This window comes from Rugamonas sp. FW305-51, assembly GCF_058786935.1.
Genome location: NZ_JBYSZG010000002.1, coordinates 145,526 through 168,068 on the forward strand (window position 1 = coordinate 145,526; position 22,543 = coordinate 168,068).

A 22,543-nucleotide genomic window follows, 5' to 3' on the forward strand; every position below is an offset into this window, starting at 1 on the left:
AACATCATCCGATGGCCGCTGTGGCATCGAACACCACCTGCACCCACAGGCCTGGGCCGTCTTCCCGGTTGCCCAGCGAAATACGGCCGCGGTTGCGGCTGGCGGCCCGCTCGGCGATGGCCAGGCCCAGGCCGCTGCCGGGCTGGTCCTGGTCCGGCAGCCGGTAGAAGCGCTCGAATACCTTGCGCTGCAGCGCGGGCGCTATCCCCGGTCCCTCGTCGCGCACGGACAGTGTGATCAGGCCCCCATCGGCGGCCACCCGCACGGTGACCTGCCCGCCGTCGGGCGAATATTTGACCGCATTGCCGACCAGGTTATCGACCAGCGCCGCCATGCTTTCCCGGTGCAGGCACATGGCGCACAGCTCCGGCGCCTGCAATTCGATCTCGATGCCGCGCGCGGCGGCCAGCTGGCCGGCCAGGGCCAGGCGGTCACACACCAGCTGGACCAGGTCCAGCGGCTGCAGCGGCGCGGCGTCGCTGTCGGGGCCGGACCTGGCCAGGGCCAGCAGCTGGTGCACGGTGTGCGTGGCCCGCTGCACGCCTTGCCGCAGCCCGGCGCCCGCCTCCTGCACGCGCTGGGGCGTGTGGGCATGGGCCAGCGATTCGGCGTTGATCTGGATGATGGACAGCGGCGTCTTCAACTCGTGGGCCGCGTCGGCCAGGAATTCCTGTTCCCGTTCCAGCCGTTCGGCCAGCCGTTTCATGAGACGGTTGACGGAACCGACCAGCGGCGACAGTTCCCGGAACGGCGACGGCGCCAGCGGCGTCAGGTCGGTGGCCGGGCGTTCCTCGATCTCGGCCACGATGGTGCGCAGCGGCCGCAGGCCGATCCGGACGATGTACCAGGCCGGCAGCAACAGGAACGGCAGGCTGAACAGCAAGGGCGCCAGGTAGTAGCCGATGCTCGACGTTTGCAGCAGCCATTCGCCGATCACTTCCGTCGCCATGCGCACGGTGACGCCCGTGGCGGGATCCGTTTCGACGGCCGCCACCCAGCCGTCGCGCAGCGGCTGGCGCTGGGGCGCCACGTCCGGCAGCGTGGGCGGCAGGCCGGCATCGCCGGAGGCGTACATCAGCTGGCCGCGCCGCCACACCTGCGTCTGCAGCGCGGGAATGTACCAGCCCAGTTCCCGGTACAGCGCGTAGTGCAGTCCTTCCATCTGGCGCACCAGCGGCCGAACTTCGGCGGGCGGACGGGCATCCATGGTCTGCATCAGCACCAGGATGCGCAAGGCGCTGGCGCGCAGCTCGCGTTGCATGTCGCGCTGCTTGGTGGTGCGCGTTTCGTAGACGTCCCAGCCCAGGTTGGCCAGCCAGATGGCCAGCACCACGGCCGAAAAGCCCAGCAGCAGGCGCCGCAACAGCGAGCGTTCGGGCAGGCCCTTCATTTGTCAATGACGTAGCCCACGCCGCGCACGGTGCGGATGTAGCCGTCGCCTATCTTCTGCCGCAGGTGCGACATGTGCACGTCCAGCGTCTGGCCCTCGCCTTGCGGCAGTGCGCGCGTTTCCAGCTCGCGCCGGGTCAGCACCCGCTCCGGATAGCGCATCAGGGCCAGCAGCAGGGCGAATTCGGTCTTGGACAGGTCCACGGCGGCGCCGGCCCGCGTGAGCACACGGCGGCGCTCGTCCAGTGCCAGGTCCTTGATCTTCCAGACCGGTTCGCCCGATTCGCTCCAGCCGGTCGCGCGGCGCACCACGGCGCGCAGCCGGGCCAGCAGCTCGGAGACGGCGAACGGCTTGACCAGATAATCGTCGGCGCCCCGGTCCAGGCCATGGAGCCGGTCTTCCAGGCTGTCGCGCGCCGTGATGACGAGGATGGGCAGGGTCTTGCCGTCGGCCCGCAACTGGCGCAGCAGGTCGATCCCGTTGCCATCGGGCAGACCGAGGTCGAGCAGCACCGCGTCGAAGGAATCGCTGGCGATCCGCTGGCGGGCGTCGGCGGATCGCCGCAGCCACATGACGTCCTGGCCCTCGTCCTGGAGCGACGATTGCAGGGCCTTGCCGAGTTCAAGGTCGTCTTCGACCAGGCATATTTTCATCTGTGTATTCCACTTGCGCGTGAAGGCGGCTATGTACGCATCCTGGCGGCCGCCTGTCAACCGTTGCCGGCACCTGAAACTATAGGAAATCTTAAGGTTGCGTTTCGCAGGCGTTAAGGAAGAGTAGGGATAATACCCGGGCAGGTCAACCATGCGCGGCGCCGCCCGCATGCGGCTCGTATTGAAAAGGGAGTATCCATGCCGTCCGCCAGCCAGCCATGCCATCCCTGCCGGCCCGCGTTCGCCATGGCCGCCGACCTGCCCCGGCAGCGGGTGCTGGCGCTCGATGCCTTTCGCGGCCTGACCATCGTGCTCATGATCTTCGTGAACGCGCTGGCCGGCGTGCGTGGCGTTCCCGCCTGGCTGGACCACGCGCCCGCGGGCGTGGATGGCATGACGCTGGCCGACGTGGTGTTCCCGGCCTTCCTGTTCATCGTCGGCATGTCGATTCCGTTCGCGAGCGCGCGGCGCCTGGCGGCGGGCGATACGGCCGGACAGCTGGGCCGCCACGTGCTGGCCCGCACACTGGGCCTGCTGGTGCTGGGCGTGTTCATGGTCAATGCAGAAAGCGGCTACAACGAACAAGCGATGGGCATGTCCATCCATCTGTGGTCGCTGCTGTTCTACGGCGCGGCGATCCTGGTCTGGAACGGCCGGACGTTCGAACGCCGGCAGCTGGGCGCCGCGCTGCGCGTGGCCGGTATCGCGACGCTGGTGGGGCTGGGACTGCTGTATCGCGGCGGAGCGGATGGCCTGGCGCGGCTGGCGCCGCAATGGTGGGGCATCCTGGGCCTGATCGGCTGGGCCTATCTGTTTGCCAGCGCGCTCTTTCTGTGGGGCCGGGGCCGGATTGCACCGCTGGCCGGCGCGCTGGCCGCCTGCATCGGCTTCTATTGCGCCGCGCAATCGGGCCTGGCGCAGCACGCGCCCGCCTTGGCCCTGCTGGCCGGACAGGTGGGCAATGCGGTCCATACGGCCATCGCCCTGTGCGGCGCGCTCACGGCGCTCATCTTCTTCGATGCGGGACAGCGGCCCGGCATGGCCGGCCGCTACCGGGGTGCCGTGCTGTTCGCCTCGATACTGCTCGCTTGCGGGAGCGCGTTGCGGCCGTATTTTCACGTTTCAAAAATCGCGGCGACGCCTGCCTGGGCCTTGTACAGCGCCGCCATCTGCGTGGCCGTGTTCGGCTGGCTGTACTGGCTGGTCGATCTGCAAAAGGTGCAGCGCTGGACCGCCTTGCTCCGCCCCGCCGCGGCCCATCCGCTGCTGGCCTATATCGTGCCGTACGTCGTGTATGCGGTAATGCAGATTTTCCACGTAGCGTTGCCGGACGCTCTCAACGCCGGCTGGCCCGGCATGCTGGCGGCGCTCGGTTACGCCTGCGCCGTCGTCGCGCTGATCCCGGCCCTCAACCGCCTGCATATCAGCTTGCAGCTGTAATTCCACCTCCACTTTCCGATTGTCCTGCCCATGCCACCTACTTCCCGCATTTCTTCCATCGACGCCCTGCGTGGCCTGACCGTCGCCGCCATGCTGCTGGTGAACGACGCCGGCGACTGGTCCCACGTCTATCCATGGCTGGAACACGCGGAATGGCACGGCGCCACGCCGGCCGATTTCATTTTCCCGTTCTTCATGCTCATCGTCGGTATCTCGCTCCAGCTTGCGCTGGGCGGCAAGGTCGAAGCGCGCGCGCCGGCCGCCCCCATGGCGCGGGCCGTGCTGGTGCGGGGCGTGCGCATCGTCCTGCTGGGCCTGGCCCTGCACGCGGCCGCCGCGCTGCTGCTGCACGGCAGGGAGTTCCGTTTGCTGGGCGTACTGCAAAGAATAGGCGTCTGTTTTGCGGTGGCCGGCCTGCTGGCCATCTACGTGCCCCGCGCGCGGACGCAATGGGCCATCCTGGCCGGCATCCTGCTCGGCTACTGTGCCCTGCTCACGGCCGGCGGCTCGCTGGCGCCGGAACTGAACCTGGCCGACCGCATCGACACGGCGCTGCTGGGCCGCCTGGCCTACCAGTTCAATCCCGTCACCGGCCAGGCCCACGATCCGGAGGGTGTGCTCAGCACCTTGCCGTCGCTGGCCACCGTCATCCTCGGCATGCGCGCGGGCGCTTGGCTGCGGGCGCGGGACTTGCGCGCGCTGTTGCTGGGCGGCGTGACGGCGACGGCGCTGGGCGCCCTGTGGTCGCTCTGGCTGCCGCTGAACAAGCAGTTGTGGACTTCGTCGTTCGTGCTGTGGATGGGCGGCCTGGGCATGCTGGCCGTGGGCCTCGCGCATAGCCTGATCGACCGCCACGGCTGGCCGGACCTGGGACGCTGCCTGGGCATCAACGCCATCGCCGCCTACGCGGGCGCATGGCTGGCCACCTGCCTGCTCGAGGGCAGCGGCGCCATGCAGCCGCTGTACGACGCCGTGTTCCGCCTGCCGCTCACGCCGCTGGCCGGGCCGTTCCTGCCGTCGCTGCTGTTCGCTGCCGCATTTACGGGCCTGTTCTGGCTGGCCATGCACGGCCTTGAACGGCGCGGCTGGCGCATCACCATCTGAAGCGCAACGGCGAGGGAGGCTAGCCCAGCCCCTCGCCGTCCGCCTTGCGCCCGCTAGTTCTTGCGGGATGCTTCGTACAGCGGCGTCACTTTCGGCATCAGCGCGCCCAGATCGGCAATGCGGGTGTCGTTGGAGGGGTGGGTGGACAGGAATTCGGCCGGCTGCTTGCCGTTGCTGGCCGCGCTCATTTTCTTCCAGACGGAGATGGCGGCATTCGGGTTGTAGCCGGCCCGCGCGGCCAGTTCCAGCCCCATGCCGTCGGCCTCCGACTCGTTCTGGCGCGAATTGGGCAGCTCGTACAGATAGTGCGCCACCTGGTTGGCGGCCTCGATCTGGGCGGCGCTGCCCGGTGCGGCGGTCAGCGCAACCTGGGTCAGCGCATTCTGGGCGTAGGCCTTCGATACCTGCTCGCGCCCGTGCTCGCGCAGCGCGTGGGCGATTTCGTGGCCCATGATGACGGCGATTTCGTCGTCATTGAGCTTGAGCTGGCGCACCAGCCCCGTGTAGAAGGTGATCTTGCCACCGGGGCCGCAGGACGCGTTGAGGATGGGCGCGTCGATCAGCGTGACCTGCCAGTTCCACTGCGCGGCGTCGTCACGGAATACGCTGACCTGCTTCTCGAGTCGGCCGGCGACGCGCTTGATGCGCTCCAGCTCAGCACCGTTGGCCACCAGCCGGCCCGCCGCCTTGGCCCGCTGGTTTTGTTGCGTGTAGTTGACCAGCGCCATGCGCTCGACCGTGTCGGCCGACACGAGCAGCAGTTGCTGGCGCTGTACGCCAACCACGCCCGGTTTGGTGGTGCTGGCACAGCCGCTGAGGAGTATGGCGGCTGCCACGGCGGCAAGCTGGAAATGGCGGCGCAGACGGGTAGGTTTCATGGTGGTGTCTCCGAATGAAGGAATACCCATTTTCCATGCGGCAATCAAAGCCGGTCTAAGCCAGATCAAAGTCTGCGCGCGGCAACGGCTGCGAGGTGTGATCTTTCGCCAATTGGCTATAATCAGCACGCCCCCGCGACAGCGATTTGAACGAAAGTGAAACGATGACCCCTACCCCCGGCCTGCGTGCCTGCCGCCATGCCTGCGCCATCCTGCTGCTGGCAGGCACCCTGCCCGTCCATGCGGATGACCTGTTCAGCACCATAGCCAACCAGCCGCTCAAGGAAGTGTGGCTCAACCCCGGCTTCTATTCCTACCACTTCCAGCGCGACAAGGGCCTGAACGACAGCAATCCCGGCCTGGGCGCGGAATACCGTTTTTCGACCGTGGCGTCGGTGACGGCTGGCCGCTTCTACAACAGCGACCGGTTCTATTCCAATTACGCGGGCGTGTACTACCAGCCGTTCGCGATCGGGCCCGTGCGGCTGGGCGCCGTGGCCGGCGGCTTCAGTGGTTACCCCAAGATGCGCAACGGCGGCTGGTTCCTGGCCGCCATTCCCACCCTGAGCGCCGAATACAAGAGCGTGGGCGTGAACGTGGCGATCGTACCGACCTACAAGGACCGGCTGTACGGGGCCATTTCGGTCCAGCTCAAATTGAAGGTGTTCGAGTAGCCGCACAAAAAAGCCGGCACGGTGCGCGCAGCACCGTGCCGGCTTGTTGTCCGCCTGATTGTCAGTGCCGCGAACGCGACGACACGGCCACCTGGTCCAGGATGTGCGGCGGCACGGCTGCGTAGTGCTGGAACTCCATGGTGTAGGTGGCCCGCCCCTGCGACAGGGAACGCAAGGTGGTGGAGTAGCCGAACATCTCGGCCAGCGGCACCAGCGCGCGGATGATCTTGCCGCCGCCGCCGGGAATCTCGTCCATGCCCTGCACCATGCCGCGCCGCGCCGTCAGGTCGCCCATGGCGTTGCCCATGAATTCCTCCGGCGTTTCCACCTCCACGTGCATCATCGGCTCCAGCAGGATGGGGTCGGCCCGCTTCATGCCGTCCTTGAACGCCATCGAACCGGCCATGCGGAAGGCATTCTCGTTCGAGTCCACGTCGTGGTAGGAGCCGAAGGTGAGCGTGACCTTCACGTCCACCACCGGGTAGCCGGCCAGCACGCCGTTCTGCAGCGTCTCCTGCACGCCCTTGTCGACGGCCGGAATGAACTCGCGCGGCACCACGCCACCCTTGATGGCATCGACGAATTCATAGCCCTTGCCGGCCGGGAGCGGCTCGAGCGACAGCACCACGTGGCCGTACTGGCCCCGCCCGCCGGACTGCTTGATGAACTTGCCCTCGATATCCTGCACCGCCTTGCGGATGGTCTCGCGGTAGGCCACCTGAGGCTTGCCGACCGTCGCTTCCACGCCGAACTCGCGCCGCATGCGGTCCACCAGGATTTCCAGGTGCAGCTCGCCCATGCCCGACATGATGGTCTGGCCCGATTCCTCGTCCGTGCGCACGCGGAACGACGGGTCTTCCTGCGCCAGGCGGCTGAGGGCGATGCCCATCTTTTCCTGGTCGGCCTTGGTCTTGGGCTCGACGGCCTGGGAAATCACGGGCTCGGGGAAGGACATCTTCTCCAGCACGATGATGTGATCGGGCGAGCACAGGGTGTCGCCCGTCGTCACCGCCTTCAGGCCCACGGCCGCCGCGATGTCGCCCGCGTACACTTCCTTGATTTCCTTGCGCTCGTTGGCGTGCATCTGCAGGATGCGGCCCAGCCGCTCGCGCTGCTCCTTGGTCGGGTTGTACACCGTGTCGCCGGAATTGACGACGCCGGAGTAGACGCGGAAGAAGGTCAGCTGGCCCACGAAGGGGTCGGTCATGATCTTGAAGGCGAGCGCCGAGAACGGGTCGGCGTCGTCGGGATGGCGCTCGATCACGTTGTCGTGCACATCGTGGCCGGTGATGGCGGGCACGTCCAGCGGCGACGGCAGGTATTCGACCACCGCGTCCAGCATGGCCTGCACGCCGCGGTTCTTGAAGGCGCTGCCGGCCAGCATGGGCACGATCTCGTTGCGGATGGTGCGCTGGCGCAGGCCGGACTTGATTTCCTCCTCCGTCAGCGCTTCGCCGTTCAGGTACTTTTCGAGCAGCTCGGGCGAGCCTTCGGCGGCCGCCTCCACCATCTTCTCGTGCCATTCCGCGGCCAGCGCCTGCAGGTGGGCGGGGATGTCCTCGTAAGTGAACTTGACGCCCAGGCTGGCGTCATCCCAGTTAATGGCGCGCATCTTGACCAGGTCGACCACGCCGTGGAAGTTGTCCTCCGCCCCCAGCGGGATCTGGATCGGCACGGCCACACCCTTGAGGCGGTCGGCGATCTGCTGGCGCACGCGGAAGAAGTCGGCGCCCACCCGGTCCATCTTGTTGACGAAGGCGATGCGGGGCACGGCATATTTGTTCGCCTGGCGCCACACGGTTTCCGACTGCGGCTGCACGCCGCCCACGGCGTCGTACACCATGACGGCGCCGTCGAGCACGCGCATGGAGCGTTCGACTTCAATCGTGAAATCCACGTGACCGGGCGTGTCGATGATGTTGATGCGATGCTCGGCGAAATTGCCCGCCATGCCCTTCCAGAAGGCGGTGGTGGCGGCCGAGGTGATGGTGATGCCCCGCTCCTGCTCCTGCTCCATCCAGTCCATCGTCGCGGCGCCATTATGCACTTCGCCGATTTTGTGGTTGACGCCTGTATAGAACAGGATGCGTTCGGTCGTAGTGGTCTTGCCAGCGTCGATGTGGGCGCTGATGCCGATGTTGCGGTAACGCTCGATGGGGGTCTTGCGGGTCATCACATTCTCCTTGAACGACGACTGCCGACGACGGCGAGGTCGTGCTGAAATTCTAACAGCAATGGAGAACTCAGGTATGGCGCTCGCCCATAAATTCAAGGCCCGGCACTACCCCTCAAGCTTTCAAGATGCGGGCCGGCAGCATGACGATGGCGCGCAACAGTTCGAACACGGCTTCCACGCCGATGCCCACCAGCCGGAACGGCAGCATCAGCAGCCACACGAACGGATACAGTACCAGGGCCAGCAAGGCCAGCGGCCAGCACAGGACCAGCAACACCAACCACAAGATAAAACTCAGCATGACGACGCTCCCAGTGCAATGGATCAAACGACAGCGCTACTGTAGGCCAGCGCACAAGCGCGGGCAATCGCCATGCGACCGGCTGCGGCGGGATGCGACAAAGGGTGGAAAACGCGAGATAAGCGGAGGGATAAGCAGGGGAAGGCCGCACGCCCCGCCGGGACGTACAGCCTGGCGCCGGGCAGCTTACTGGCCGACGCAAATGATCTTGGTGACGTATTCGCGCGCGTTCGGTTTCTTCCTGGTCGCCCAGTCGATGGCCTGGTTGGCTTCGGCGATCGTCATCACGCTCGCCTTTTCCTTCGATTTGATGAAGGAGACGCCTTCAAACACACCGGTCTTGCTGCGCATGACCTTGGCAAACACGGGCGGCTTGCTTTCGCCGTCGCTGATCTTATTCTGCTGCACGAGGTAGCGCTGGTCGTTATTTTCCTGCTGTTCCATATCTGTTCGTCTTGCTGGCTGAGTGTAAAAGACGAAATATACGCCCCCGGGCGCCATCCGGGGGACTTTTCTGCCCCGTCGGGCCCGGATCAGGCGTAGGCCGGGATGCGCTGCGCCGGCTGCTGGGCCGCTTCGTACATAATTTCCGCCGTCAGCGACGCCTGCAGGGATGGAATGGAGCCGCCCGCACGGTACTGGAAGCTCACCTGCAGCACGTCGCCCTCGCAGGCGCGCACGGGAACGGCCAGCGGCAGCGTCATGTAATGGTTGAGCCAGTCGATGGTGGTCGAGCGCTCGCTCACCACGGCCAGGATGTTCTTGGTCACAAAGCGCATGGCGTTGATCTGGCCATTGCGCTCGACGACGAACTTGCCCTGCCAGCTGTACATCAGCTCGTTGGGCTGGTTGAAGTCGATGATGCTGTAGACGGCCGGCTGGGCCATTTCCACCGTACCGGGATAGATGGCCGTCGTCTCCTGGAACTGGACGATGGGCGCGTAGAAGCCTTCGAAATCGTATTCCTGCTGCAGCGGCTGCACGGCCATGATCACCGCTTCCGGCAGGAACACGGGCAGCGGACCGCCAAAGCGCGCGGCATAGCGGCGCTTGAAGGACTCGATGACTTCGACCTGCTTCTCGCGCAGCATGCCGACGTGGATCATCTCGCAGATCACCACATCGACCGGTTCGGGCGGCAGGTATTCGAAGGCATCGGCATGGATCACCTCGACCTTTTGGCCGTTGGGATTGAGCGCCAGCATCTTGCGCGCTTCCTTGACCATGTCCGGATTGAATTCCACGCAATAGACCTTGTCCGCCTTGGCTGCCGCGAACCAGGACAGTACGCCCGTGCCGCCGCCCAGCTCCAGTACCTTGGCGCCGGGCTGTACCGCATAGTCGATGGCCGACTTGAAACCATGCATGCGGTTTTGATCCATCAACATGTTGTGATGGTAGTGGACTGGAATGAACTGCCCCAGGTAGCAGCTTTCGATCTCGCGTTCGTTCAGCATAGTTGTCCTTGGTTATTGCGCATGGCGTCTGGCGGCAATGCACTTGCGCAATTATCGTCAAGATTCGAACCAAGCCAAGGCGAGAACTGACCCCGAAATGTCACTCAATTCAAGAGTTGTCAAATTAACTAGCAAATATGATCGCGACAATTTAGAATAATATTTTTTAACCAATATTTCCAGGGGTTACAGATGAAGACAAACCAATTTCACCGGCTGCTAGTGGCCTGCGCCGTTACGGCTCTGACGGGCTTGAGCGCTCACGCGGAAGTCATCGACTTCAATGGGCTGGCCGGTACCAACATGCCCGGTTCGCAATCCTCTTTCCCTGAGCTGTACACGTATTTTTCCGGCCCTTCCACCGTTGGCAGCTACAGCTTCGATGACCAGAATTACGGGCATTGGTATACGGGCTACTGGAATACCGTGACCTTTTGCGGCGGGCTGGCCAGCAATTGCGCGTACAACGGTACGGACGGCCTGATCACAGGCTCCCATCTGTCGATCAAACGCACGGATGGCCAGGCCTTCAATTTGAACGGGCTCGATCTCGACAATTCGCATGACGACGGCATCACCTCGCCCGCCCAGACTTCCTTCGTGATCAAGGCGACGCTGGGCGGCGGCGGCACGATCAGCCAGACCGTCACGCTCGACAACCTGCCCAACTACGCCACCTATGGCACCAGCGCTGCATATAATCACTTCGATTTTTCGACCTTCAACAACATCACGGGCATCGAAATCGACCAGCAAGGGGGCAACGGCTGGAGCGGAATCGCGCTCGACAATTTGAATGTGTCCAACAATCCGGCGCCGGTGCCCGAACCTGCGACGTGGGGCATGTTCGTGCTGGGTCTGGCGGGCCTGCTCGTCTACGGCAAACGCCGCGCGGCATAAGTCATCGCTTGCCGGCCTCGAATTGCTTGATGGTGCTGGCAATCCAGGGTTTATCCGCCTTGGTGGCGAATTCGGCCGCCGTCTGGTGGTAGGCGCCATCTTTCAGGGTGGCATCCGCGCCCCGCTCCAGCAGCAGGGCGACGGCCGCTTCCTGGCCTTCGCGGGCGGCCAGCATCAACGGCGTCAGGCCGCTTGGCGACGGCGCATTGATGGCGGCGTGGTGCTCGAGCAGCACGTTGATGATGTCGGTGCTGTTGGCCGCTGCGGCGTAATGGAGTGCCGTCCAGCCGGGCTGATTGACGGCCGCCCCCTTGCCCAGCAGCGTCAGTACGGCAGGCTTGTTCTGGCGGAAGGCGGCCATCATCAGCGCCGTGTTGCCGTTGGGGGCGCGGGCCTCGATCTGGATGCCGGGCTGGGCCAGCAGGATAGCTAGCGTTTTCATGGCGTCGTAGCGCATGGCCACGATCAGGCCCGTCTCGCCCCGCTCCGGTTCGCGCACGTTGGGGTCCAGGCCCTGGGACAGTGTGCGTTTGACGACGCTGACGTTATCGAGCTGGACGGCGCGGAAAAAGTCGACCGCCCGGTCATCCTCCGCAGCGAAAGTGGTGGATACGGCCAGCGGCAACATGGCCGCGGCCAGCAGAAAACGGCGCTTGGATAGGAACATGAGGAAACCTGATGGTGAGAATACGGATGGCGATTGTAGAAACTTGCCGATCTTACCACCAGGCGCGGCCGTTCAGTTATCGAGATGGAACTTGACCGGCGCCAGGGCATAGGCCCATGGGGCGCGGACGATCATGGTGCGACGTTGAACAGCTTGAAGAAGTTGTCCGTCGTCTGTTGCGCCACCTGCTCGACCGGCACGCCTTTCAGCTTGGCGATGAATTCCCCCACGTGGGCCACGAAGCCCGGTTCGTTCATCTTGCCGCGATGGGGCACAGGGGCCAGGTAAGGCGAGTCCGTCTCGATCAGGATGCGTTCCAGCGGCACTTCCAGCGCCACGGCCTGCAACTCCTTGGCGCTCTTGAAGGTCACGATGCCGGAGAAGGAAATGTAGAAGCCCATGGCGATGGCGGCCCGCGCCACTTCCAGCGACTCCGTGAAGCAGTGCATGACGCCGGCCACGCCGCCCGCTTCCGTGCCGGCGCCCTCTTCCCGCATGATGCGGATGGTGTCCTCGCTGGCCGAGCGGGTGTGGATAATCAAGGGCTTACGAGTGATTCTTGAAGCCTTGATGTGGGTGCGGAAGCGCTCGCGCTGCCACTCCAGGTCGCCCGTGAGGCGGAAATAGTCGAGCCCCGTTTCGCCGATGGCGATGATTTTCGGGTGGTCGGCCAGCTTCACCAGGTCTTCGACGGATGGCTCCGGCGTGTCCTCATAGTCAGGATGAACGCCGACCGAAGCGTAGATGTGGGGATACTGTTCGGCCAACGCCAGCACTTGCGGAAAATCGGGCAGGTCGACCGACACGCACAGCGCATGGCTGACCTTGTTTTCCGCCATCTTGGCGAGGATCTCGGGCATGCGAGCGGCCAGCTCGGGGAAATTGATATGGCAATGGGAATCGATATACATAGCGTGATTGTACCGCGTCACGCCGGCCCCGGTCAGCCCCGCCCGCCCTCGTCCACCGCGCGGATTCAGTCCACCCGCTTGCCGAGGATGATGAGGTCGCGTTCCACGCCGTCCAGGTTGGCCACGCGGGGCAAGTTGGCCCAGGTATCGAAGCCGTATTTGCGGAACAGCCCCAGGCTGGGCGCATTGTGGCCGAAAATGAAGCCCAGCAAGGTATGCACCTTGATCCGCGGCGCAAAGGCGATGGCCTGCTCCAGGCCGTAACGGCCCACGCCCTTGCCGCGCCACGCTTCATCGATGTAGATCGACACTTCCGCCGTACCCGAGTATGCGGGGCGGCCGTAGAAGTTGGAATACGAGATCCAGCCCAGCATGGCAGGACTGGCGCCGTTGTCATCGGCCGCCTCGATCACCCACAGGGGACGGCGTTGCGGCTCGTGTTCCTCGAACCACTGCAGGCGCGACTCGACCGAGACCGGTTCCGTATCGGCCGTCACTTCGCGTGAGGCGACGGTGCTGTTGTAGATGGCCACAATGGCGGGCAAGTCGGCCAGTGTGGCCAGGCGGTGACGGAAAGCAGGCATGGGTGAAAAATCAGGCAATCAGAGCGTATGGGTGGCGCGCGACGAGCGCAGGGCGGCGCCCAGGATTTCCTCAATGCGCAGGCGGGCCCGTTGGCCGCTCTCATCGTCGGGGAAATGCACGCCTATGCCCTGCGCCTTGTTGTTGTGGGCGCCGGCCGGCGTGATCCAGGCCACCTTGCCGGCGATCGGGTATTTGTTGGGGTCATCCATCAACGCCAGGATCAGGTAGATCTCGTCGCCGATCTTGTGCGGCTTCTGGCTGGGCACGAATACGCCGCCATTCTTCAGGAACGGCATGTAGGCAGCGTACAGGGCCGCTTTTTCCTTGATCGCGAGCGACAATACCGTAGGCCGTGCGATGGGCACGGCGCTCGGGTCAACAGGGCTGCCGGTCATTCATATCCTTTCAGGCACAGCAAGCTGCATAATCGAGCAGCATGTCTTCAATGAACAGCTTGGGCGACAGGGGATGGTCGGCCGTCGCCCGGCGCTCGTTGGCCGCCTTCAGCGCGGCCAGCAGGCGGCTGACGTGGATCTTGTCGGCCAGGCCCGCCAGTTCCTTGCGGTAGCGCGGATAGTAGCGGATATTCCCCGCCAGTTTGTAGGAAAACATGTCATAAAGCCAGCGCTGCATCCAAGAAACCTGGGCCGCCAGCGGGACTTTCTGCAATTTGTCGGCTGTTTTCAACGCCCCTTCCACGCTGGGGCGGGCCAGCAGCTGCAGCAGCGTTTCCATGTCGTCGCGGTTGCCCGTTTCGGCCTGGGCCAGCGCGGCCAGTGGCGAACCGCCCTGCTCGCGCAGCCAGCTGTCGGCGTCGGCCACGCCCTGGGCCTTGAGCCAGGCCAGCGCCTGCTCGTGGGACGGCATGGGCAAGGCGAACTTGCGGCAGCGCGACAGGATGGTGGGCAGCAACCGGTCCAGGCTGTTCGAGGCGAGCAGGAACACGGTGCCGGGCGGCGGTTCTTCCAGTGTCTTGAGCAGCGCGTTCGAGGCCGGCATGTTGAGCGCCTCGGCCGGGTACAGCACCACCACCCGCAATCCCTGGCGGTGAGTGGAAATGTTCATGAAATCGGCCAGGTTGCGGATCTGCTCGATCTTGATTTCCTTGGATGGCGCCTTGGACGACTTGGCCGTCTTCTTGCTGTCGGCGTCGCCGCCCTCCTCGCCCTCGGCCACCGGTTCGTCTTCCAGCGCCTCGGGACGCACGCGGCGGTAGTCGGGATGGTTTTGCTGCGAGAACCAGCCGCAGGAAACGCACTGGCCGCAGGCATGGCCGTCCGGCAGCACCGCCTCGCACAACAAGCCCTGGGCGAAGCGTTCGATGAAGTCGGACTTGCCGATGCCGGCCGCGCCATGGAACAGGATGGCGTGCGGCATGCGCTGGCGCAGCAGCTGAAGCTGGCGCCAGGCGTCTTCCTGCCATGGGTAAATGGAATTGCTCATTAGTAGTATTTTGTTTTAAAACAAACGCTTATGCAATGCTTTTAAAGTTAAAGTAATGCATCAAGCAGCGCCGCCAGCTGCTGCTGGATGGCGGCGATGGTCTGGGTCGAGTCGATCACGCGGAAGCGGCCCGGGAACTGGGCGGCCCGGCGCAGGTATTCGCTGCGGGCGGCGGCGAAGAAGTCGGCCTTTTCCTGCTCGAACTTGTCGAGCGCGCGGGTGGCGTCGAGCCGGGCGCGGGCCACTTCCAGCGGCACGTCGAACAGCAGGGTCAGGTCGGGCTGCAAATGGGGATGGACCCATTGCTCGAGCGCGTCGAGCTTGTCGCGCGCGAGGCCGCGGCCGCCGCCCTGGTAGGCGAAACTGGCATCCGTAAAGCGGTCGGAAATGACCCAGGCGCCGCGCGCCAGGGTCGGCTCGATCACCTGGGCCATGTGCTCGCGGCGGCTGGCGAACATCAGCAAGGCTTCCGTTTCCAGGTGCATTTTTTCGTGCAGCACCAGTTCGCGCAGCTTTTCGCCCAGTGGCGTGCCGCCCGGCTCGCGCGTGCTGACCAGTTCCATCCCCCGCGCGCGCAGGTAGTCCGACGCAAAGCCGATGTGGGTGGATTTGCCGGCGCCGTCTATGCCTTCGAAACTGATGAATTTGCCGCGTTGTTGAGTCATGTAGCGATACTGCCTATCGTTGATATTGGTTGACCGCCCGGTTGTGGTCGGTCAGGTTGTCGGAAAACTGGCTGGTGCCGTTGCCGCGCGAGACGAAATACAGGGCCGGGCTCTTGGCCGGCGCCAGCGCCGCCGTCAGCGACTGCACGCCCGGCAAGGCGATCGGCGTAGGCGGCAGGCCGGCGCGGGTGTAGGTATTGTAGGGGGTGTCCGTTTCCAGGTCCTTCTTGCGGATCTTGCCGTCGTACTTCTCGCCCATGCCGTAGATGACGGTGGGGTCGGTCTGCAGCAGCATGCCCAGTTTGAGACGGTTTACGAACACGGCGGCGATCATGTTGCGCTCGGATTTCTGGCCCGTTTCCTTTTCAACAATGGAGGCCATGGTCAGGGCCTCGTACGGCGTCTTGTAGGGCAGCGCCGGGTCGCGCTTGTTCCACGCGTCGGCGAGCCGGGTCAACATGGCCGCATGGGCCTGCTTGAACACCAGCAGGTCGCTGGAACCCTTGGGGAACAGATAGGTATCGGGGAAGAACAAGCCTTCGGGGCGCTTGAAATCGGCATCGATCTGCGCCATCAACTCCTTGTCGGTCAGGGTAGCCGTATCGTGCTTCAAGCCCTTGCTGGCTGCCATGGCCTGGCGCATCTGGCGGAAGGTCCAGCCTTCGATGATGGTCAGCGCTTCCTGGGCGAATTCGCCCTTGACCAGCTGTTCCATCAGGCGCAGCGGCGTGGTGCCGGGCTTGAGCTCGTAAGCGCCCGCCTTCAGCCTGGCGCTGGACGAGGTGGCCCGCGCCAGCAAGTTGAACAGCAAGGGTTCCATCGGCACGCCGGCGTCGGCCATCTGCAGGCCGGCCGCATGGGCACCGCTGCCGGGCGCGATGGTGAATTCCACGGGCGGACTGTCGTCCGGCGTGATGGGGCTTTGGGACCACCAGGCAAAATAGCCGCCTGCCGCAATCGCAGCAATCACGCTGAGGCTAATGAGTTTTTTAATGAACGCCATCTTCTATATGTCACAGGTTATATCCGCATAGTGGACCAGAATCGCCCGGCTTGCCAGCCTCGGGGAACGAGAAATTTGCGCCTGCTCCGGCGCGAATTTCGCGAGATCACTATAATGAGCCCGTAATGATAATGCTTTCATCGTCAAACTTCTGGAAATTATGAATACTTGGAATCAACTTCTCACCCAGCAGGGTGCGCGCGGCACGGAAGCGGCCCCGCAGCAGTTCCGCGATTTCGGCCGCGAGTTGACGGCCGCCGAGCTGGCGAACGGCTTTGCCGCGCCGCTCACGGACCTTGGCCTGATCGCGCTGAACGGCGAGGAATCGGCCTCCTTCCTGCACAATCAGTTGACCAACGATGTGGAACACCTGGTTCCGGACATGGCCCGCCTGGCCGGCTACTGCACCCCCAAGGGCCGGCTGCTGGCCACCTTCCTGATGTGGCGCAATGCGGAAACGATCTTCCTGCAACTGCCGCGCGCCATCCAGCCGGCCCTGCAAAAGCGCCTGCAGATGTTTGTGCTGCGCGCCAAGACCAAACTGAGCGACGCGACCGAACAGCCGGCCAATGCCGTCGTGCTGGGCGTAGGCGGCGCGCAGGCCGATGCCGTGCTGTCGACCTGGTTCGACGCCCTGCCCGCGCAGCCGTATGGCAAACTCGACCATGCCATGGGCACCCTGATCCGCATGGCCGACGCCTTTGGCGCCCCGCGCTACCAGTGGCTGACCAGCGCCGAGACGGCCGCTGCCGTGTGGCCCGTGCTGGCCGCCAAACTGGCCGTGGGCGGCAACGATGCATGGCAGCTGTCCAGCATCCACGCCGGCGTGCCGCTGGTGACGGCCGCCACCCAGGAACAGTTCGTGCCGCAGATGGTCAACTTCGAACTGCTGGGCGGCGTCAACTTCAAGAAAGGCTGCTACCCGGGCCAGGAAATCGTGGCCCGCAGCCAGTATCTGGGCAAGCTCAAGCGGCGTGCCACGCTGGTGCGCATCGCCGATGCGCAGGCAGTGGCCGGCATGGAAGTGTTTGCCGTGGCCGATCCCGGCCAGCCTTGCGGCATGATCGTCAACGCCGCGCCCAACGGCCTGGGCGGCGTGGATGCGCTGGTGGAGATGAAGCTGGACGCCATTGAACAGGCTGCCGTGTGTCTCGGTTCGGCCGATGGCGTGGCACTGCAATTCCTGCCCATGCCCTACCTGCTGGACGCGCTCGACCTCTGACATGCGCGATCTGTACATTTATTACCAGGTGCGGGAAGCGGACGCACCGGCCTTGCTGCAACGCGTGTCGGCCATGCAGGCGGCGCTGGCGCGGCAGCATGGCATCGGCGGCCAGCTCAAGCGCAGGCCGGAAGCCAAGCAAGGCTTGCAGACGTGGATGGAAGTCTACCCATCCACCGGCGATGAATTTGCCGCGGCGTTGGCCGCGGCGGTGGAACAGGCAGGCGTGCCGGCCCTTACCAGCGGCCCGCGCCATGTTGAAGTCTTTATGGATGTGATCCCATGTGCCTGATCGTCTTTGCCTGGCGGGTGGTGCCGGGCGTGCCGCTGATCGCGGCCGCCAACCGCGATGAATTCTACGAACGTGCCACGGCGCCGGCCGGTGTGTGGCCCGAGCATCCGCAAATCTACGCGGGCCGCGACCTGAAGGCCGGCGGCAGCTGGATGGGCATCACGCAGTCCGGCCAGGATGGCGCTGCGCCCCGCTTCGCCGCCATCACCAACATCCGCTGCCCGTCCGAGCACCGCGAGGATGCACCGTCGCGCGGCCATCTGGTATCCGACTACCTGGCCGGGAGCATGTCGCCGCAGGACTACGTGGACGCCATCCGCGGCGACTCCCAGGCCTACAATGGGTTCAACCTGGTGCTGGGCGACCGCGACACCCTGATCTGGTTCTCCAACAAGGGCCAGGACGACCCGCGCAACGGCCAGCCGCTGGAACCGGGCATCTACGGCCTGTCGAACGCGCTGCTGGACGCGCCCTGGCCCAAGGTGCTGAAGACGAAGGCGCAATTCGCCAGCCTGCTGTGCCTGGGGGCGCCGGATGAAGCGTTCTTTGAAATGCTGGCCGATACCACGCCGGCCCCCGACATGCGCCTGCCGGAAACGGGCGTGCCGCTGGACCTGGAACGGGTGCTGTCGGCCGTGCGGATCGAAACCCCGGGCTATGGCACCCGCACCTCGACCGTCGTCAAGCTGTACGCGGACGCGCCGGCCGTGTTGCACGAAATGCTGATCCAGTAAGCGCCGTTACAGCGCCTTCATGTAAGCTACCATCTGGTCGAGGGCCAGGCCCCAGCCATGCTCGAAGCCCATGTCGACGTGGCGCAGCATGTCTTCGCTGTTCTTGTGGCGGGCACGGGCATGGTAGCGGGTGCCGCTGCCATCGGGCTCGAGCGTGATGTAGGCCGTAATGAAGGGGGTGGCCGCGGGCCCGTAGCCGGGCGCCAGCGCGTCCGTCCACACCAGGCGGCGGTTTTCCGTCACCTCCAGGAAGCAGCCCACGTGCGGGTGCTGCTCGCCATCGGGCGAACACATGACGGTGCGGAAGATGCCGCCCGGACGCAGCTCTATGTCGCAAGATAGTGTTTTCCATGGCGCCGGGGTGAACCAGTGCACCACGTGCTCCGGCTGAGTCCAGGCGGCCCAGATCTGTTCGGGGCGCAGCTCCACCGTGCGTTCGAACACGAGATCCAGGTCCGGATCGTAGTCATCTGCAATTTGAGTCATGACAAACTCCCTTCCATTCGTCAGGCAAAGTTCGGTCAGGCAAAGGTCAGCTGCATATCGATGTGGGCGATGCCCGCTTCGTAAAACTCGTCACCGGCGATGCTGAAGCCGTGACGCTCGTAAAACGGTGCGGCATGGGTCTGCGCGCTCAGCACCACGCGCCGGTCGCCGCGTGCGCGGGCCTGCGCCATGAGCGCCTGCAACAAGGCGCCACCGACGCCGCTGCCGCGCGCCGCCTTGCGCACGGCCATGCGGCCGATGTGGCCGTCCGGCAGCAGCCGGCCGGTGCCGATGGGAACGCCATCGGCACCGTAGGCTACTGCGTGCAGGCAGACGGCGTCCATATCGTCGAGCTCGATTTCGGCGGGAACGTTCTGTTCCGCCACAAACACTTCAAAGCGGATCGCCTTGGCGTCGTTGCTCAGCGCATCCCAGGAACCGAAGCGTATCGTGTGGCTAGTCATGTTATTCATTTTTTGAATGATAGTTGAACCAGCCACGATTGTCACATGCAGCCTCTACTTGGGGGTAGCACCTGCCAGCATTTTGGCGCGCAAGGCGTCGCGCACCTGGGGTGCGGCCTTGTAGGGATCGCCCGGATTGCGCTGCTGTAGCACGTCTTCCATCCGCTCCTGCACGCCGGCCAGTGCGCCAGGATGGGAATAGATGTAGAACTGGCCGTCCGCGATGGCCTTGAACGTGGTTTCCGCCACCTCGGCCGCCGACACCTTGCCCGACGTGACGGCCTTGTCCGTCATCGCTTGCGAAGCGAGCTGGCTGGCCGTTGGCCCCTGCGTCATGCGCACGTCAGCCGGCCGGTTGCGGTGCGACTGGCTGATGTCGGTCGGCACAAAGTACGGGCACAGCACGGACGCGCCTATGGGGGCCTGCACCAGCTGCAGATCCTGGTACAGCGTTTCCGACAGCGCCACGACAGCGTGCTTGGAGACGTTGTACACGCCCATCGCCGGGGCGTTGACCAGCCCCGCCATCGACGCCGTGTTGACGATGTGGCCTTCGAACCGGGGATCGCGGGCGGCCGCCTCCAGCATCAGTTTGGTGAAGATACGCACGCCATGGATCACGCCCCATACGTTGACGCCCAGCACCCACTCCCAGTCGGCCTCCGTGTTTTCCCAGATCAGGCCGCCGGAACCGACACCCGCGTTGTTGAACACGAGGTGCACGGCGCCATACGCCGCGATGGCCGCGTCGGCCAGGGCCTGGACTTGCTCGCCCTTGCGCACGTCGCATACCTGGGCCAGCACCAGCACGCCCTGGGCCGCCAGCTCGTCGCGGGCCCGGTCGAGGGCGTCGCGCTGCACGTCGGCCAGCACCAGCTTCATGCCCAGCCGGGCCGCCACGTTGGCAAACTCACGGCCCAACCCGCTGGCACCGCCTGTAATGACCGCTACTTTTCCGTCGAAATTTTTCATTTAGATCAGTTTCACCAGTTGTTTGCCGAAGTTATGGCCTTGCAGCAGGCCCTTGAACGCTTGCGGTGCGCTGGCCAAGCCTTGCGCCACCGTTTCCCTGTACTTGAGCTTGCCTTGCGCCACCAGCATGGCCAGTTCGGTCAAGCCTTGCGGCCAGAATTCCATGTGCTCGGTGACGATGAAGCCGCGCAGCGTTATGCGGTTGAGCAGCAGCAGGCGCGAATTACGGATCGGCAATTCCTGGCCGTTGTAGCCGGCGATCACGCCGCACAGGGCGACCCGGGCAAAGGCATTGGTACGGGCCAGGGCCGCGTCGAACACGGCGCCGCCCACGTTCTCGAAGATGGCGTCGATGCCGTTGGGGGTGGCGGCGGCCAGGTCGGCGTCCAGCTTGCCGGCCTTGTAGTCCACGCAGGCGTCAAAGCCCAGTTCGTTGACCACATAGTCGCACTTGTCCTTGCCGCCGGCCACGCCGACAGCGCGGCAGCCGCGCAGCTTGGCCAGTTGACCCACCACGCTGCCCACGGCGCCGCTGGCCGCCGATACGCACACCGTTTCGCCGGCCTTGGCCTGCAGGATCTGGTTCATGCCGTACCAGGCCGCCATCCCCGGCATGCCCGCCACGCCCAGGTAGGCCGACAGCGGGATTTGGGTCGTATCGAGCTTGCGCAACTGGCCGCCTTCGGCCACGCCCATTTCGGCCCAGCCCAGCATGCCTGCCACGAAATCGCCGGGCGCGTAGCGGGGATGGCGCGAAGCGACCACCTCGCCGGCCGTGCCGCCTATCATGGTTTCATCGAGCGCCTGCGAGGCGGCGTAGCTCTTGGACGCGCTCATCCGGCCGCGCATGTACGGGTCCAGCGACAGGTAGTGGTTGCGCACCAGTACTTCGCCATCCTGCAATGCCGGCACGGCGACCGTCTCCAGGCGGAAATCGGACTCCTGGACTTCGCCCCGCGGCCGGGCGGCCAGGACGATGCGTTGATAGTTCGTCATGGCCGTCTCTCAGACTGCCGACACGCCACCATCGACGGCCAGGGTCTGGCCGGTGATGTGCTTGCCCGCGTCGGAAGCAAACAGGACGGCCGTGCCTTTCAGGTCTTCCTCGTCGCCGATACGCTGCAGCGGCGCGCCCTTGGCCAGCTTTTCCGCGCCCAGCTTGTCCAGGATGCCCTTGGTCATCTTGGATGGGAAGAAGCCCGGCGCGATGGCGTTGACGGTGATGCCATGCATGCCCCACTCGCCCGCCAGCGTGCGCGTGAAGTTGATGACGGCGGCCTTGGAGGTGTTGTAGGCGATGGTCTGCATGGAACCGGGCGGGTTGCCGCTCAGGCCGGCGATCGAGGCGATGTTGATGATGCGGCCGTACTTGCGCGGGATCATGGAACGCTTGCCCACCTGTTGCGACACGAGGAAGATGCTGCGGATGTTGAGGTTCATCACCTTGTCCCACGCTTCAACGGGGTGGTCTTCGGCCGGCGCGCCCCAGCTGGCGCCCGCGTTGTTGATCAGGATGTCGATATGGCCCAGCTGCGCCAGCGCGGCCGTCACCAGCGCCTCGGCCGCCGCGTCCTGCGACAGGTCGGCGGCGATGGCGTGGGCGCTCACGCCATGCTGCGCCAGGAAGGCCAGCGCTTCGTCCAGGTCGGCCTGCTTGCGCGAGGAAATCACCACTTTCGCGCCCTGCTCGCCCAGCGCCAGCGCCATTTGCAGGCCCAGGCCGCGCGAGCCGCCCGTCACCAGTGCCGTCTTGCCGGCCAGGGAAAACAATTCTTGAGTTGTACGCATGAGTTTATCGTCCTATCGTTGTTTGAGGCGTTAAATTTCGTAGTCCATGCACTGGCGCGCTTCGCGCACAGCGCCGAAAAAGGGTTTGAGTGCCTGATGGCCTGGATGGTTCTGGTAAGCGTCCAGCGCGGCCTTGTCCGTGAATTCCGAGTACAGGATCACGTCGTAGGTCGCTTCCAGCCCCGGCTGGGCCACCACGGCCTCGAAGGCCAGGATGCCCGGCGTCAGGTCGGCGCAGCCGTCCAGCATGGATTTCATGCGGGCCGCGTTGGCGGCGCGGTCGGCGCCTTCTGCGTGCTCTTTCAGCTTCCACATCACGATGTGCTTGATCATATGTT

General features: G+C 64.8%; 27 protein-coding genes. 7 read left to right on the forward strand and 20 right to left on the reverse strand.

The window, feature by feature from the left end:
* Positions 1-4: 4 nt before the first annotated feature.
* Together AC3WOS_RS01880 and AC3WOS_RS01885 are read right to left on the reverse strand one after the other, a co-directional pair.
* Positions 5-1,390, reverse strand: a complete 1,386-nt coding sequence (locus AC3WOS_RS01880) for a sensor histidine kinase (RefSeq protein ID WP_492714126.1) — start codon at positions 1,388-1,390, stop codon at positions 5-7.
* Positions 1,387-2,043, reverse strand: a complete 657-nt coding sequence (locus tag AC3WOS_RS01885) for a response regulator transcription factor (protein ID WP_492714127.1) — start codon at positions 2,041-2,043, stop codon at positions 1,387-1,389. The genes AC3WOS_RS01880 and AC3WOS_RS01885 overlap by 4 nt, the downstream gene beginning before the upstream one ends.
* Positions 2,044-2,241: 198 nt before the next feature.
* Here AC3WOS_RS01885 and AC3WOS_RS01890 point away from each other — a divergent pair, with 198 nt between their 5' ends.
* The gene (locus AC3WOS_RS01890; protein WP_492714128.1) at positions 2,242-3,483 is read left to right on the forward strand and encodes a DUF5009 domain-containing protein; all 1,242 of its coding nucleotides are present in this window, start codon (positions 2,242-2,244) and stop codon (positions 3,481-3,483) included.
* A gap of 30 nt (positions 3,484-3,513) precedes the next feature.
* Positions 3,514-4,587: an acyltransferase family protein gene (locus tag AC3WOS_RS01895; RefSeq protein ID WP_492714129.1), complete on the forward strand. Its 1,074-nt coding sequence runs from the start codon at positions 3,514-3,516 to the stop codon at positions 4,585-4,587.
* A gap of 53 nt (positions 4,588-4,640) precedes the next feature.
* Here AC3WOS_RS01895 and AC3WOS_RS01900 read toward each other — a convergent pair whose 3' ends face one another.
* Positions 4,641-5,465, reverse strand: a complete 825-nt coding sequence (locus AC3WOS_RS01900; RefSeq protein WP_492714130.1) for a M48 family metallopeptidase — start codon at positions 5,463-5,465, stop codon at positions 4,641-4,643.
* A gap of 164 nt (positions 5,466-5,629) precedes the next feature.
* Between AC3WOS_RS01900 and AC3WOS_RS01905 the strand changes: the two genes are divergently transcribed.
* Entirely contained in the window at positions 5,630-6,139 is a 510-nt protein-coding gene (locus AC3WOS_RS01905; protein WP_492714131.1) for a hypothetical protein, read from the forward strand.
* Positions 6,140-6,200: 61 nt separating this feature from the next.
* On the opposite strand, the gene fusA is transcribed toward AC3WOS_RS01905, so the two are convergent.
* The 4 genes from fusA to AC3WOS_RS01925 all read right to left on the reverse strand — a co-directional run bounded on the left by fusA (position 6,201) and on the right by AC3WOS_RS01925 (position 10,073).
* Positions 6,201-8,312: an elongation factor G gene (gene fusA / locus AC3WOS_RS01910; RefSeq protein ID WP_492714132.1), complete on the reverse strand. Its 2,112-nt coding sequence runs from the start codon at positions 8,310-8,312 to the stop codon at positions 6,201-6,203.
* A 115-nt stretch (positions 8,313-8,427) separates the two neighbouring features.
* Positions 8,428-8,616, reverse strand: a complete 189-nt coding sequence (locus AC3WOS_RS01915) for a hypothetical protein (protein ID WP_492714133.1) — start codon at positions 8,614-8,616, stop codon at positions 8,428-8,430.
* A gap of 186 nt (positions 8,617-8,802) precedes the next feature.
* On the reverse strand, positions 8,803-9,060 hold the full coding sequence (locus AC3WOS_RS01920) for a hypothetical protein (RefSeq protein WP_492714134.1): 258 nt from the start codon (positions 9,058-9,060) through the stop codon (positions 8,803-8,805).
* 89 nt (positions 9,061-9,149) lie between these two features.
* Positions 9,150-10,073 (reverse strand): class I SAM-dependent methyltransferase, encoded by a 924-nt coding sequence (locus AC3WOS_RS01925; protein WP_492714135.1) that lies wholly within the window; start codon positions 10,071-10,073, stop codon positions 9,150-9,152.
* A gap of 192 nt (positions 10,074-10,265) precedes the next feature.
* Here AC3WOS_RS01925 and AC3WOS_RS01930 point away from each other — a divergent pair, with 192 nt between their 5' ends.
* Positions 10,266-10,973: a PEP-CTERM sorting domain-containing protein gene (locus AC3WOS_RS01930; RefSeq protein ID WP_492714136.1), complete on the forward strand. Its 708-nt coding sequence runs from the start codon at positions 10,266-10,268 to the stop codon at positions 10,971-10,973.
* 1 nt (position 10,974) lies between these two features.
* Here AC3WOS_RS01930 and AC3WOS_RS01935 read toward each other — a convergent pair whose 3' ends face one another.
* The 7 genes from AC3WOS_RS01935 to mltG all read right to left on the reverse strand — a co-directional run bounded on the left by AC3WOS_RS01935 (position 10,975) and on the right by mltG (position 16,247).
* Positions 10,975-11,640, reverse strand: coding sequence for an ankyrin repeat domain-containing protein (locus tag AC3WOS_RS01935; RefSeq protein ID WP_492714137.1), 666 nt, complete (start codon positions 11,638-11,640; stop codon positions 10,975-10,977).
* Between the two features lie 131 nt (positions 11,641-11,771).
* Positions 11,772-12,551 carry a TatD family hydrolase gene (locus tag AC3WOS_RS01940; protein WP_492714138.1) on the reverse strand — a complete coding sequence of 260 codons (780 nt, stop codon included), beginning with the start codon at positions 12,549-12,551 and terminating at the stop codon, positions 11,772-11,774.
* A 65-nt stretch (positions 12,552-12,616) separates the two neighbouring features.
* Positions 12,617-13,135 (reverse strand): GNAT family N-acetyltransferase, encoded by a 519-nt coding sequence (locus AC3WOS_RS01945; protein ID WP_492714139.1) that lies wholly within the window; start codon positions 13,133-13,135, stop codon positions 12,617-12,619.
* 18 nt (positions 13,136-13,153) lie between these two features.
* A complete protein-coding gene (locus AC3WOS_RS01950; protein ID WP_492714140.1) occupies positions 13,154-13,531 on the reverse strand; it encodes a PilZ domain-containing protein in 378 nt (125 codons plus the stop codon).
* Between the two features lie 10 nt (positions 13,532-13,541).
* A complete protein-coding gene (locus AC3WOS_RS01955; protein WP_492714141.1) occupies positions 13,542-14,579 on the reverse strand; it encodes a DNA polymerase III subunit delta' in 1,038 nt (345 codons plus the stop codon).
* 47 nt (positions 14,580-14,626) lie between these two features.
* On the reverse strand, positions 14,627-15,244 hold the full coding sequence (tmk, locus tag AC3WOS_RS01960; protein WP_492714142.1) for a dTMP kinase: 618 nt from the start codon (positions 15,242-15,244) through the stop codon (positions 14,627-14,629).
* Positions 15,245-15,257: 13 nt separating this feature from the next.
* Complete coding sequence (gene mltG, locus AC3WOS_RS01965) at positions 15,258-16,247, reverse strand: endolytic transglycosylase MltG (protein ID WP_492714143.1); 990 nt, start codon at positions 16,245-16,247, stop codon at positions 15,258-15,260.
* Between the two features lie 160 nt (positions 16,248-16,407).
* Between mltG and ygfZ the strand changes: the two genes are divergently transcribed.
* From ygfZ to AC3WOS_RS01980, 3 genes are read left to right on the forward strand one after another with little or no spacing between them, the layout of a single operon-like run.
* Complete coding sequence (gene ygfZ / locus AC3WOS_RS01970) at positions 16,408-17,469, forward strand: CAF17-like 4Fe-4S cluster assembly/insertion protein YgfZ (protein WP_492714144.1); 1,062 nt, start codon at positions 16,408-16,410, stop codon at positions 17,467-17,469.
* 1 nt (position 17,470) lies between these two features.
* The gene (locus AC3WOS_RS01975; RefSeq protein ID WP_492714145.1) at positions 17,471-17,761 is read left to right on the forward strand and encodes a DUF4936 family protein; all 291 of its coding nucleotides are present in this window, start codon (positions 17,471-17,473) and stop codon (positions 17,759-17,761) included.
* Positions 17,752-18,495 carry an NRDE family protein gene (locus AC3WOS_RS01980; RefSeq protein ID WP_492714146.1) on the forward strand — a complete coding sequence of 248 codons (744 nt, stop codon included), beginning with the start codon at positions 17,752-17,754 and terminating at the stop codon, positions 18,493-18,495. Before AC3WOS_RS01975 ends, AC3WOS_RS01980 begins: the two co-directional genes overlap by 10 nt.
* A 6-nt stretch (positions 18,496-18,501) precedes the next feature.
* Here the strand turns inward: AC3WOS_RS01980 and AC3WOS_RS01985 are convergent, their stop codons facing one another.
* Genes AC3WOS_RS01985 through AC3WOS_RS02010 form a run of 6 tightly spaced genes read right to left on the reverse strand, consistent with a single transcriptional unit; the run spans position 18,502 to position 22,538 of the window.
* Positions 18,502-18,981: an SRPBCC family protein gene (locus AC3WOS_RS01985; protein WP_492714147.1), complete on the reverse strand. Its 480-nt coding sequence runs from the start codon at positions 18,979-18,981 to the stop codon at positions 18,502-18,504.
* A gap of 35 nt (positions 18,982-19,016) precedes the next feature.
* Positions 19,017-19,454, reverse strand: a complete 438-nt coding sequence (locus tag AC3WOS_RS01990; protein ID WP_492714148.1) for a GNAT family N-acetyltransferase — start codon at positions 19,452-19,454, stop codon at positions 19,017-19,019.
* A 45-nt stretch (positions 19,455-19,499) separates the two neighbouring features.
* Positions 19,500-20,417 (reverse strand): SDR family oxidoreductase, encoded by a 918-nt coding sequence (locus AC3WOS_RS01995; protein WP_492714149.1) that lies wholly within the window; start codon positions 20,415-20,417, stop codon positions 19,500-19,502.
* On the reverse strand, positions 20,418-21,413 hold the full coding sequence (locus AC3WOS_RS02000) for an NADP-dependent oxidoreductase (RefSeq protein WP_492714150.1): 996 nt from the start codon (positions 21,411-21,413) through the stop codon (positions 20,418-20,420).
* 9 nt (positions 21,414-21,422) lie between these two features.
* Entirely contained in the window at positions 21,423-22,205 is a 783-nt protein-coding gene (locus AC3WOS_RS02005) for an SDR family oxidoreductase (RefSeq protein ID WP_492714151.1), read from the reverse strand.
* A 30-nt stretch (positions 22,206-22,235) separates the two neighbouring features.
* Positions 22,236-22,538 (reverse strand): Dabb family protein, encoded by a 303-nt coding sequence (locus AC3WOS_RS02010; protein WP_492714152.1) that lies wholly within the window; start codon positions 22,536-22,538, stop codon positions 22,236-22,238.
* Positions 22,539-22,543: the final 5 nt, after the last annotated feature.

What these genes read in the sequence shown, in the direction of transcription:
- AC3WOS_RS01890 (WP_492714128.1), top strand. Translation starts at nt 2,242, where the DNA reads ATGCCGTCCGCCAGCCAGCCATGCCATCCCTGCCGGCCCGCGTTCGCC.
- AC3WOS_RS01990 (WP_492714148.1), bottom strand. Translation starts at nt 19,454, where the DNA reads ATGAATAACATGACTAGCCACACGATACGCTTCGGTTCCTGGGATGCG.
- AC3WOS_RS02005 (WP_492714151.1), bottom strand. Translation starts at nt 22,205, where the DNA reads ATGCGTACAACTCAAGAATTGTTTTCCCTGGCCGGCAAGACGGCACTG.
- AC3WOS_RS01945 (WP_492714139.1), bottom strand. Translation starts at nt 13,135, where the DNA reads ATGCCTGCTTTCCGTCACCGCCTGGCCACACTGGCCGACTTGCCCGCC.
- AC3WOS_RS01920 (WP_492714134.1), bottom strand. Translation starts at nt 9,060, where the DNA reads ATGGAACAGCAGGAAAATAACGACCAGCGCTACCTCGTGCAGCAGAAT.
- AC3WOS_RS02000 (WP_492714150.1), bottom strand. Translation starts at nt 21,413, where the DNA reads ATGACGAACTATCAACGCATCGTCCTGGCCGCCCGGCCGCGGGGCGAA.
- AC3WOS_RS01900 (WP_492714130.1), bottom strand. Translation starts at nt 5,465, where the DNA reads ATGAAACCTACCCGTCTGCGCCGCCATTTCCAGCTTGCCGCCGTGGCA.
- AC3WOS_RS01915 (WP_492714133.1), bottom strand. Translation starts at nt 8,616, where the DNA reads ATGCTGAGTTTTATCTTGTGGTTGGTGTTGCTGGTCCTGTGCTGGCCG.
- fusA (WP_492714132.1), bottom strand. Translation starts at nt 8,312, where the DNA reads ATGACCCGCAAGACCCCCATCGAGCGTTACCGCAACATCGGCATCAGC.
- AC3WOS_RS01895 (WP_492714129.1), top strand. Translation starts at nt 3,514, where the DNA reads ATGCCACCTACTTCCCGCATTTCTTCCATCGACGCCCTGCGTGGCCTG.
- AC3WOS_RS01930 (WP_492714136.1), top strand. Translation starts at nt 10,266, where the DNA reads ATGAAGACAAACCAATTTCACCGGCTGCTAGTGGCCTGCGCCGTTACG.
- AC3WOS_RS01980 (WP_492714146.1), top strand. Translation starts at nt 17,752, where the DNA reads ATGTGCCTGATCGTCTTTGCCTGGCGGGTGGTGCCGGGCGTGCCGCTG.
- AC3WOS_RS01955 (WP_492714141.1), bottom strand. Translation starts at nt 14,579, where the DNA reads ATGAGCAATTCCATTTACCCATGGCAGGAAGACGCCTGGCGCCAGCTT.
- AC3WOS_RS01935 (WP_492714137.1), bottom strand. Translation starts at nt 11,640, where the DNA reads ATGTTCCTATCCAAGCGCCGTTTTCTGCTGGCCGCGGCCATGTTGCCG.
- AC3WOS_RS01880 (WP_492714126.1), bottom strand. Translation starts at nt 1,390, where the DNA reads ATGAAGGGCCTGCCCGAACGCTCGCTGTTGCGGCGCCTGCTGCTGGGC.
- tmk (WP_492714142.1), bottom strand. Translation starts at nt 15,244, where the DNA reads ATGACTCAACAACGCGGCAAATTCATCAGTTTCGAAGGCATAGACGGC.
- AC3WOS_RS01885 (WP_492714127.1), bottom strand. Translation starts at nt 2,043, where the DNA reads ATGAAAATATGCCTGGTCGAAGACGACCTTGAACTCGGCAAGGCCCTG.
- AC3WOS_RS01905 (WP_492714131.1), top strand. Translation starts at nt 5,630, where the DNA reads ATGACCCCTACCCCCGGCCTGCGTGCCTGCCGCCATGCCTGCGCCATC.
- AC3WOS_RS01985 (WP_492714147.1), bottom strand. Translation starts at nt 18,981, where the DNA reads ATGACTCAAATTGCAGATGACTACGATCCGGACCTGGATCTCGTGTTC.
- ygfZ (WP_492714144.1), top strand. Translation starts at nt 16,408, where the DNA reads ATGAATACTTGGAATCAACTTCTCACCCAGCAGGGTGCGCGCGGCACG.
- AC3WOS_RS02010 (WP_492714152.1), bottom strand. Translation starts at nt 22,538, where the DNA reads ATGATCAAGCACATCGTGATGTGGAAGCTGAAAGAGCACGCAGAAGGC.
- AC3WOS_RS01925 (WP_492714135.1), bottom strand. Translation starts at nt 10,073, where the DNA reads ATGCTGAACGAACGCGAGATCGAAAGCTGCTACCTGGGGCAGTTCATT.
- AC3WOS_RS01975 (WP_492714145.1), top strand. Translation starts at nt 17,471, where the DNA reads ATGCGCGATCTGTACATTTATTACCAGGTGCGGGAAGCGGACGCACCG.
- AC3WOS_RS01950 (WP_492714140.1), bottom strand. Translation starts at nt 13,531, where the DNA reads ATGACCGGCAGCCCTGTTGACCCGAGCGCCGTGCCCATCGCACGGCCT.
- mltG (WP_492714143.1), bottom strand. Translation starts at nt 16,247, where the DNA reads ATGGCGTTCATTAAAAAACTCATTAGCCTCAGCGTGATTGCTGCGATT.
- AC3WOS_RS01995 (WP_492714149.1), bottom strand. Translation starts at nt 20,417, where the DNA reads ATGAAAAATTTCGACGGAAAAGTAGCGGTCATTACAGGCGGTGCCAGC.
- AC3WOS_RS01940 (WP_492714138.1), bottom strand. Translation starts at nt 12,551, where the DNA reads ATGTATATCGATTCCCATTGCCATATCAATTTCCCCGAGCTGGCCGCT.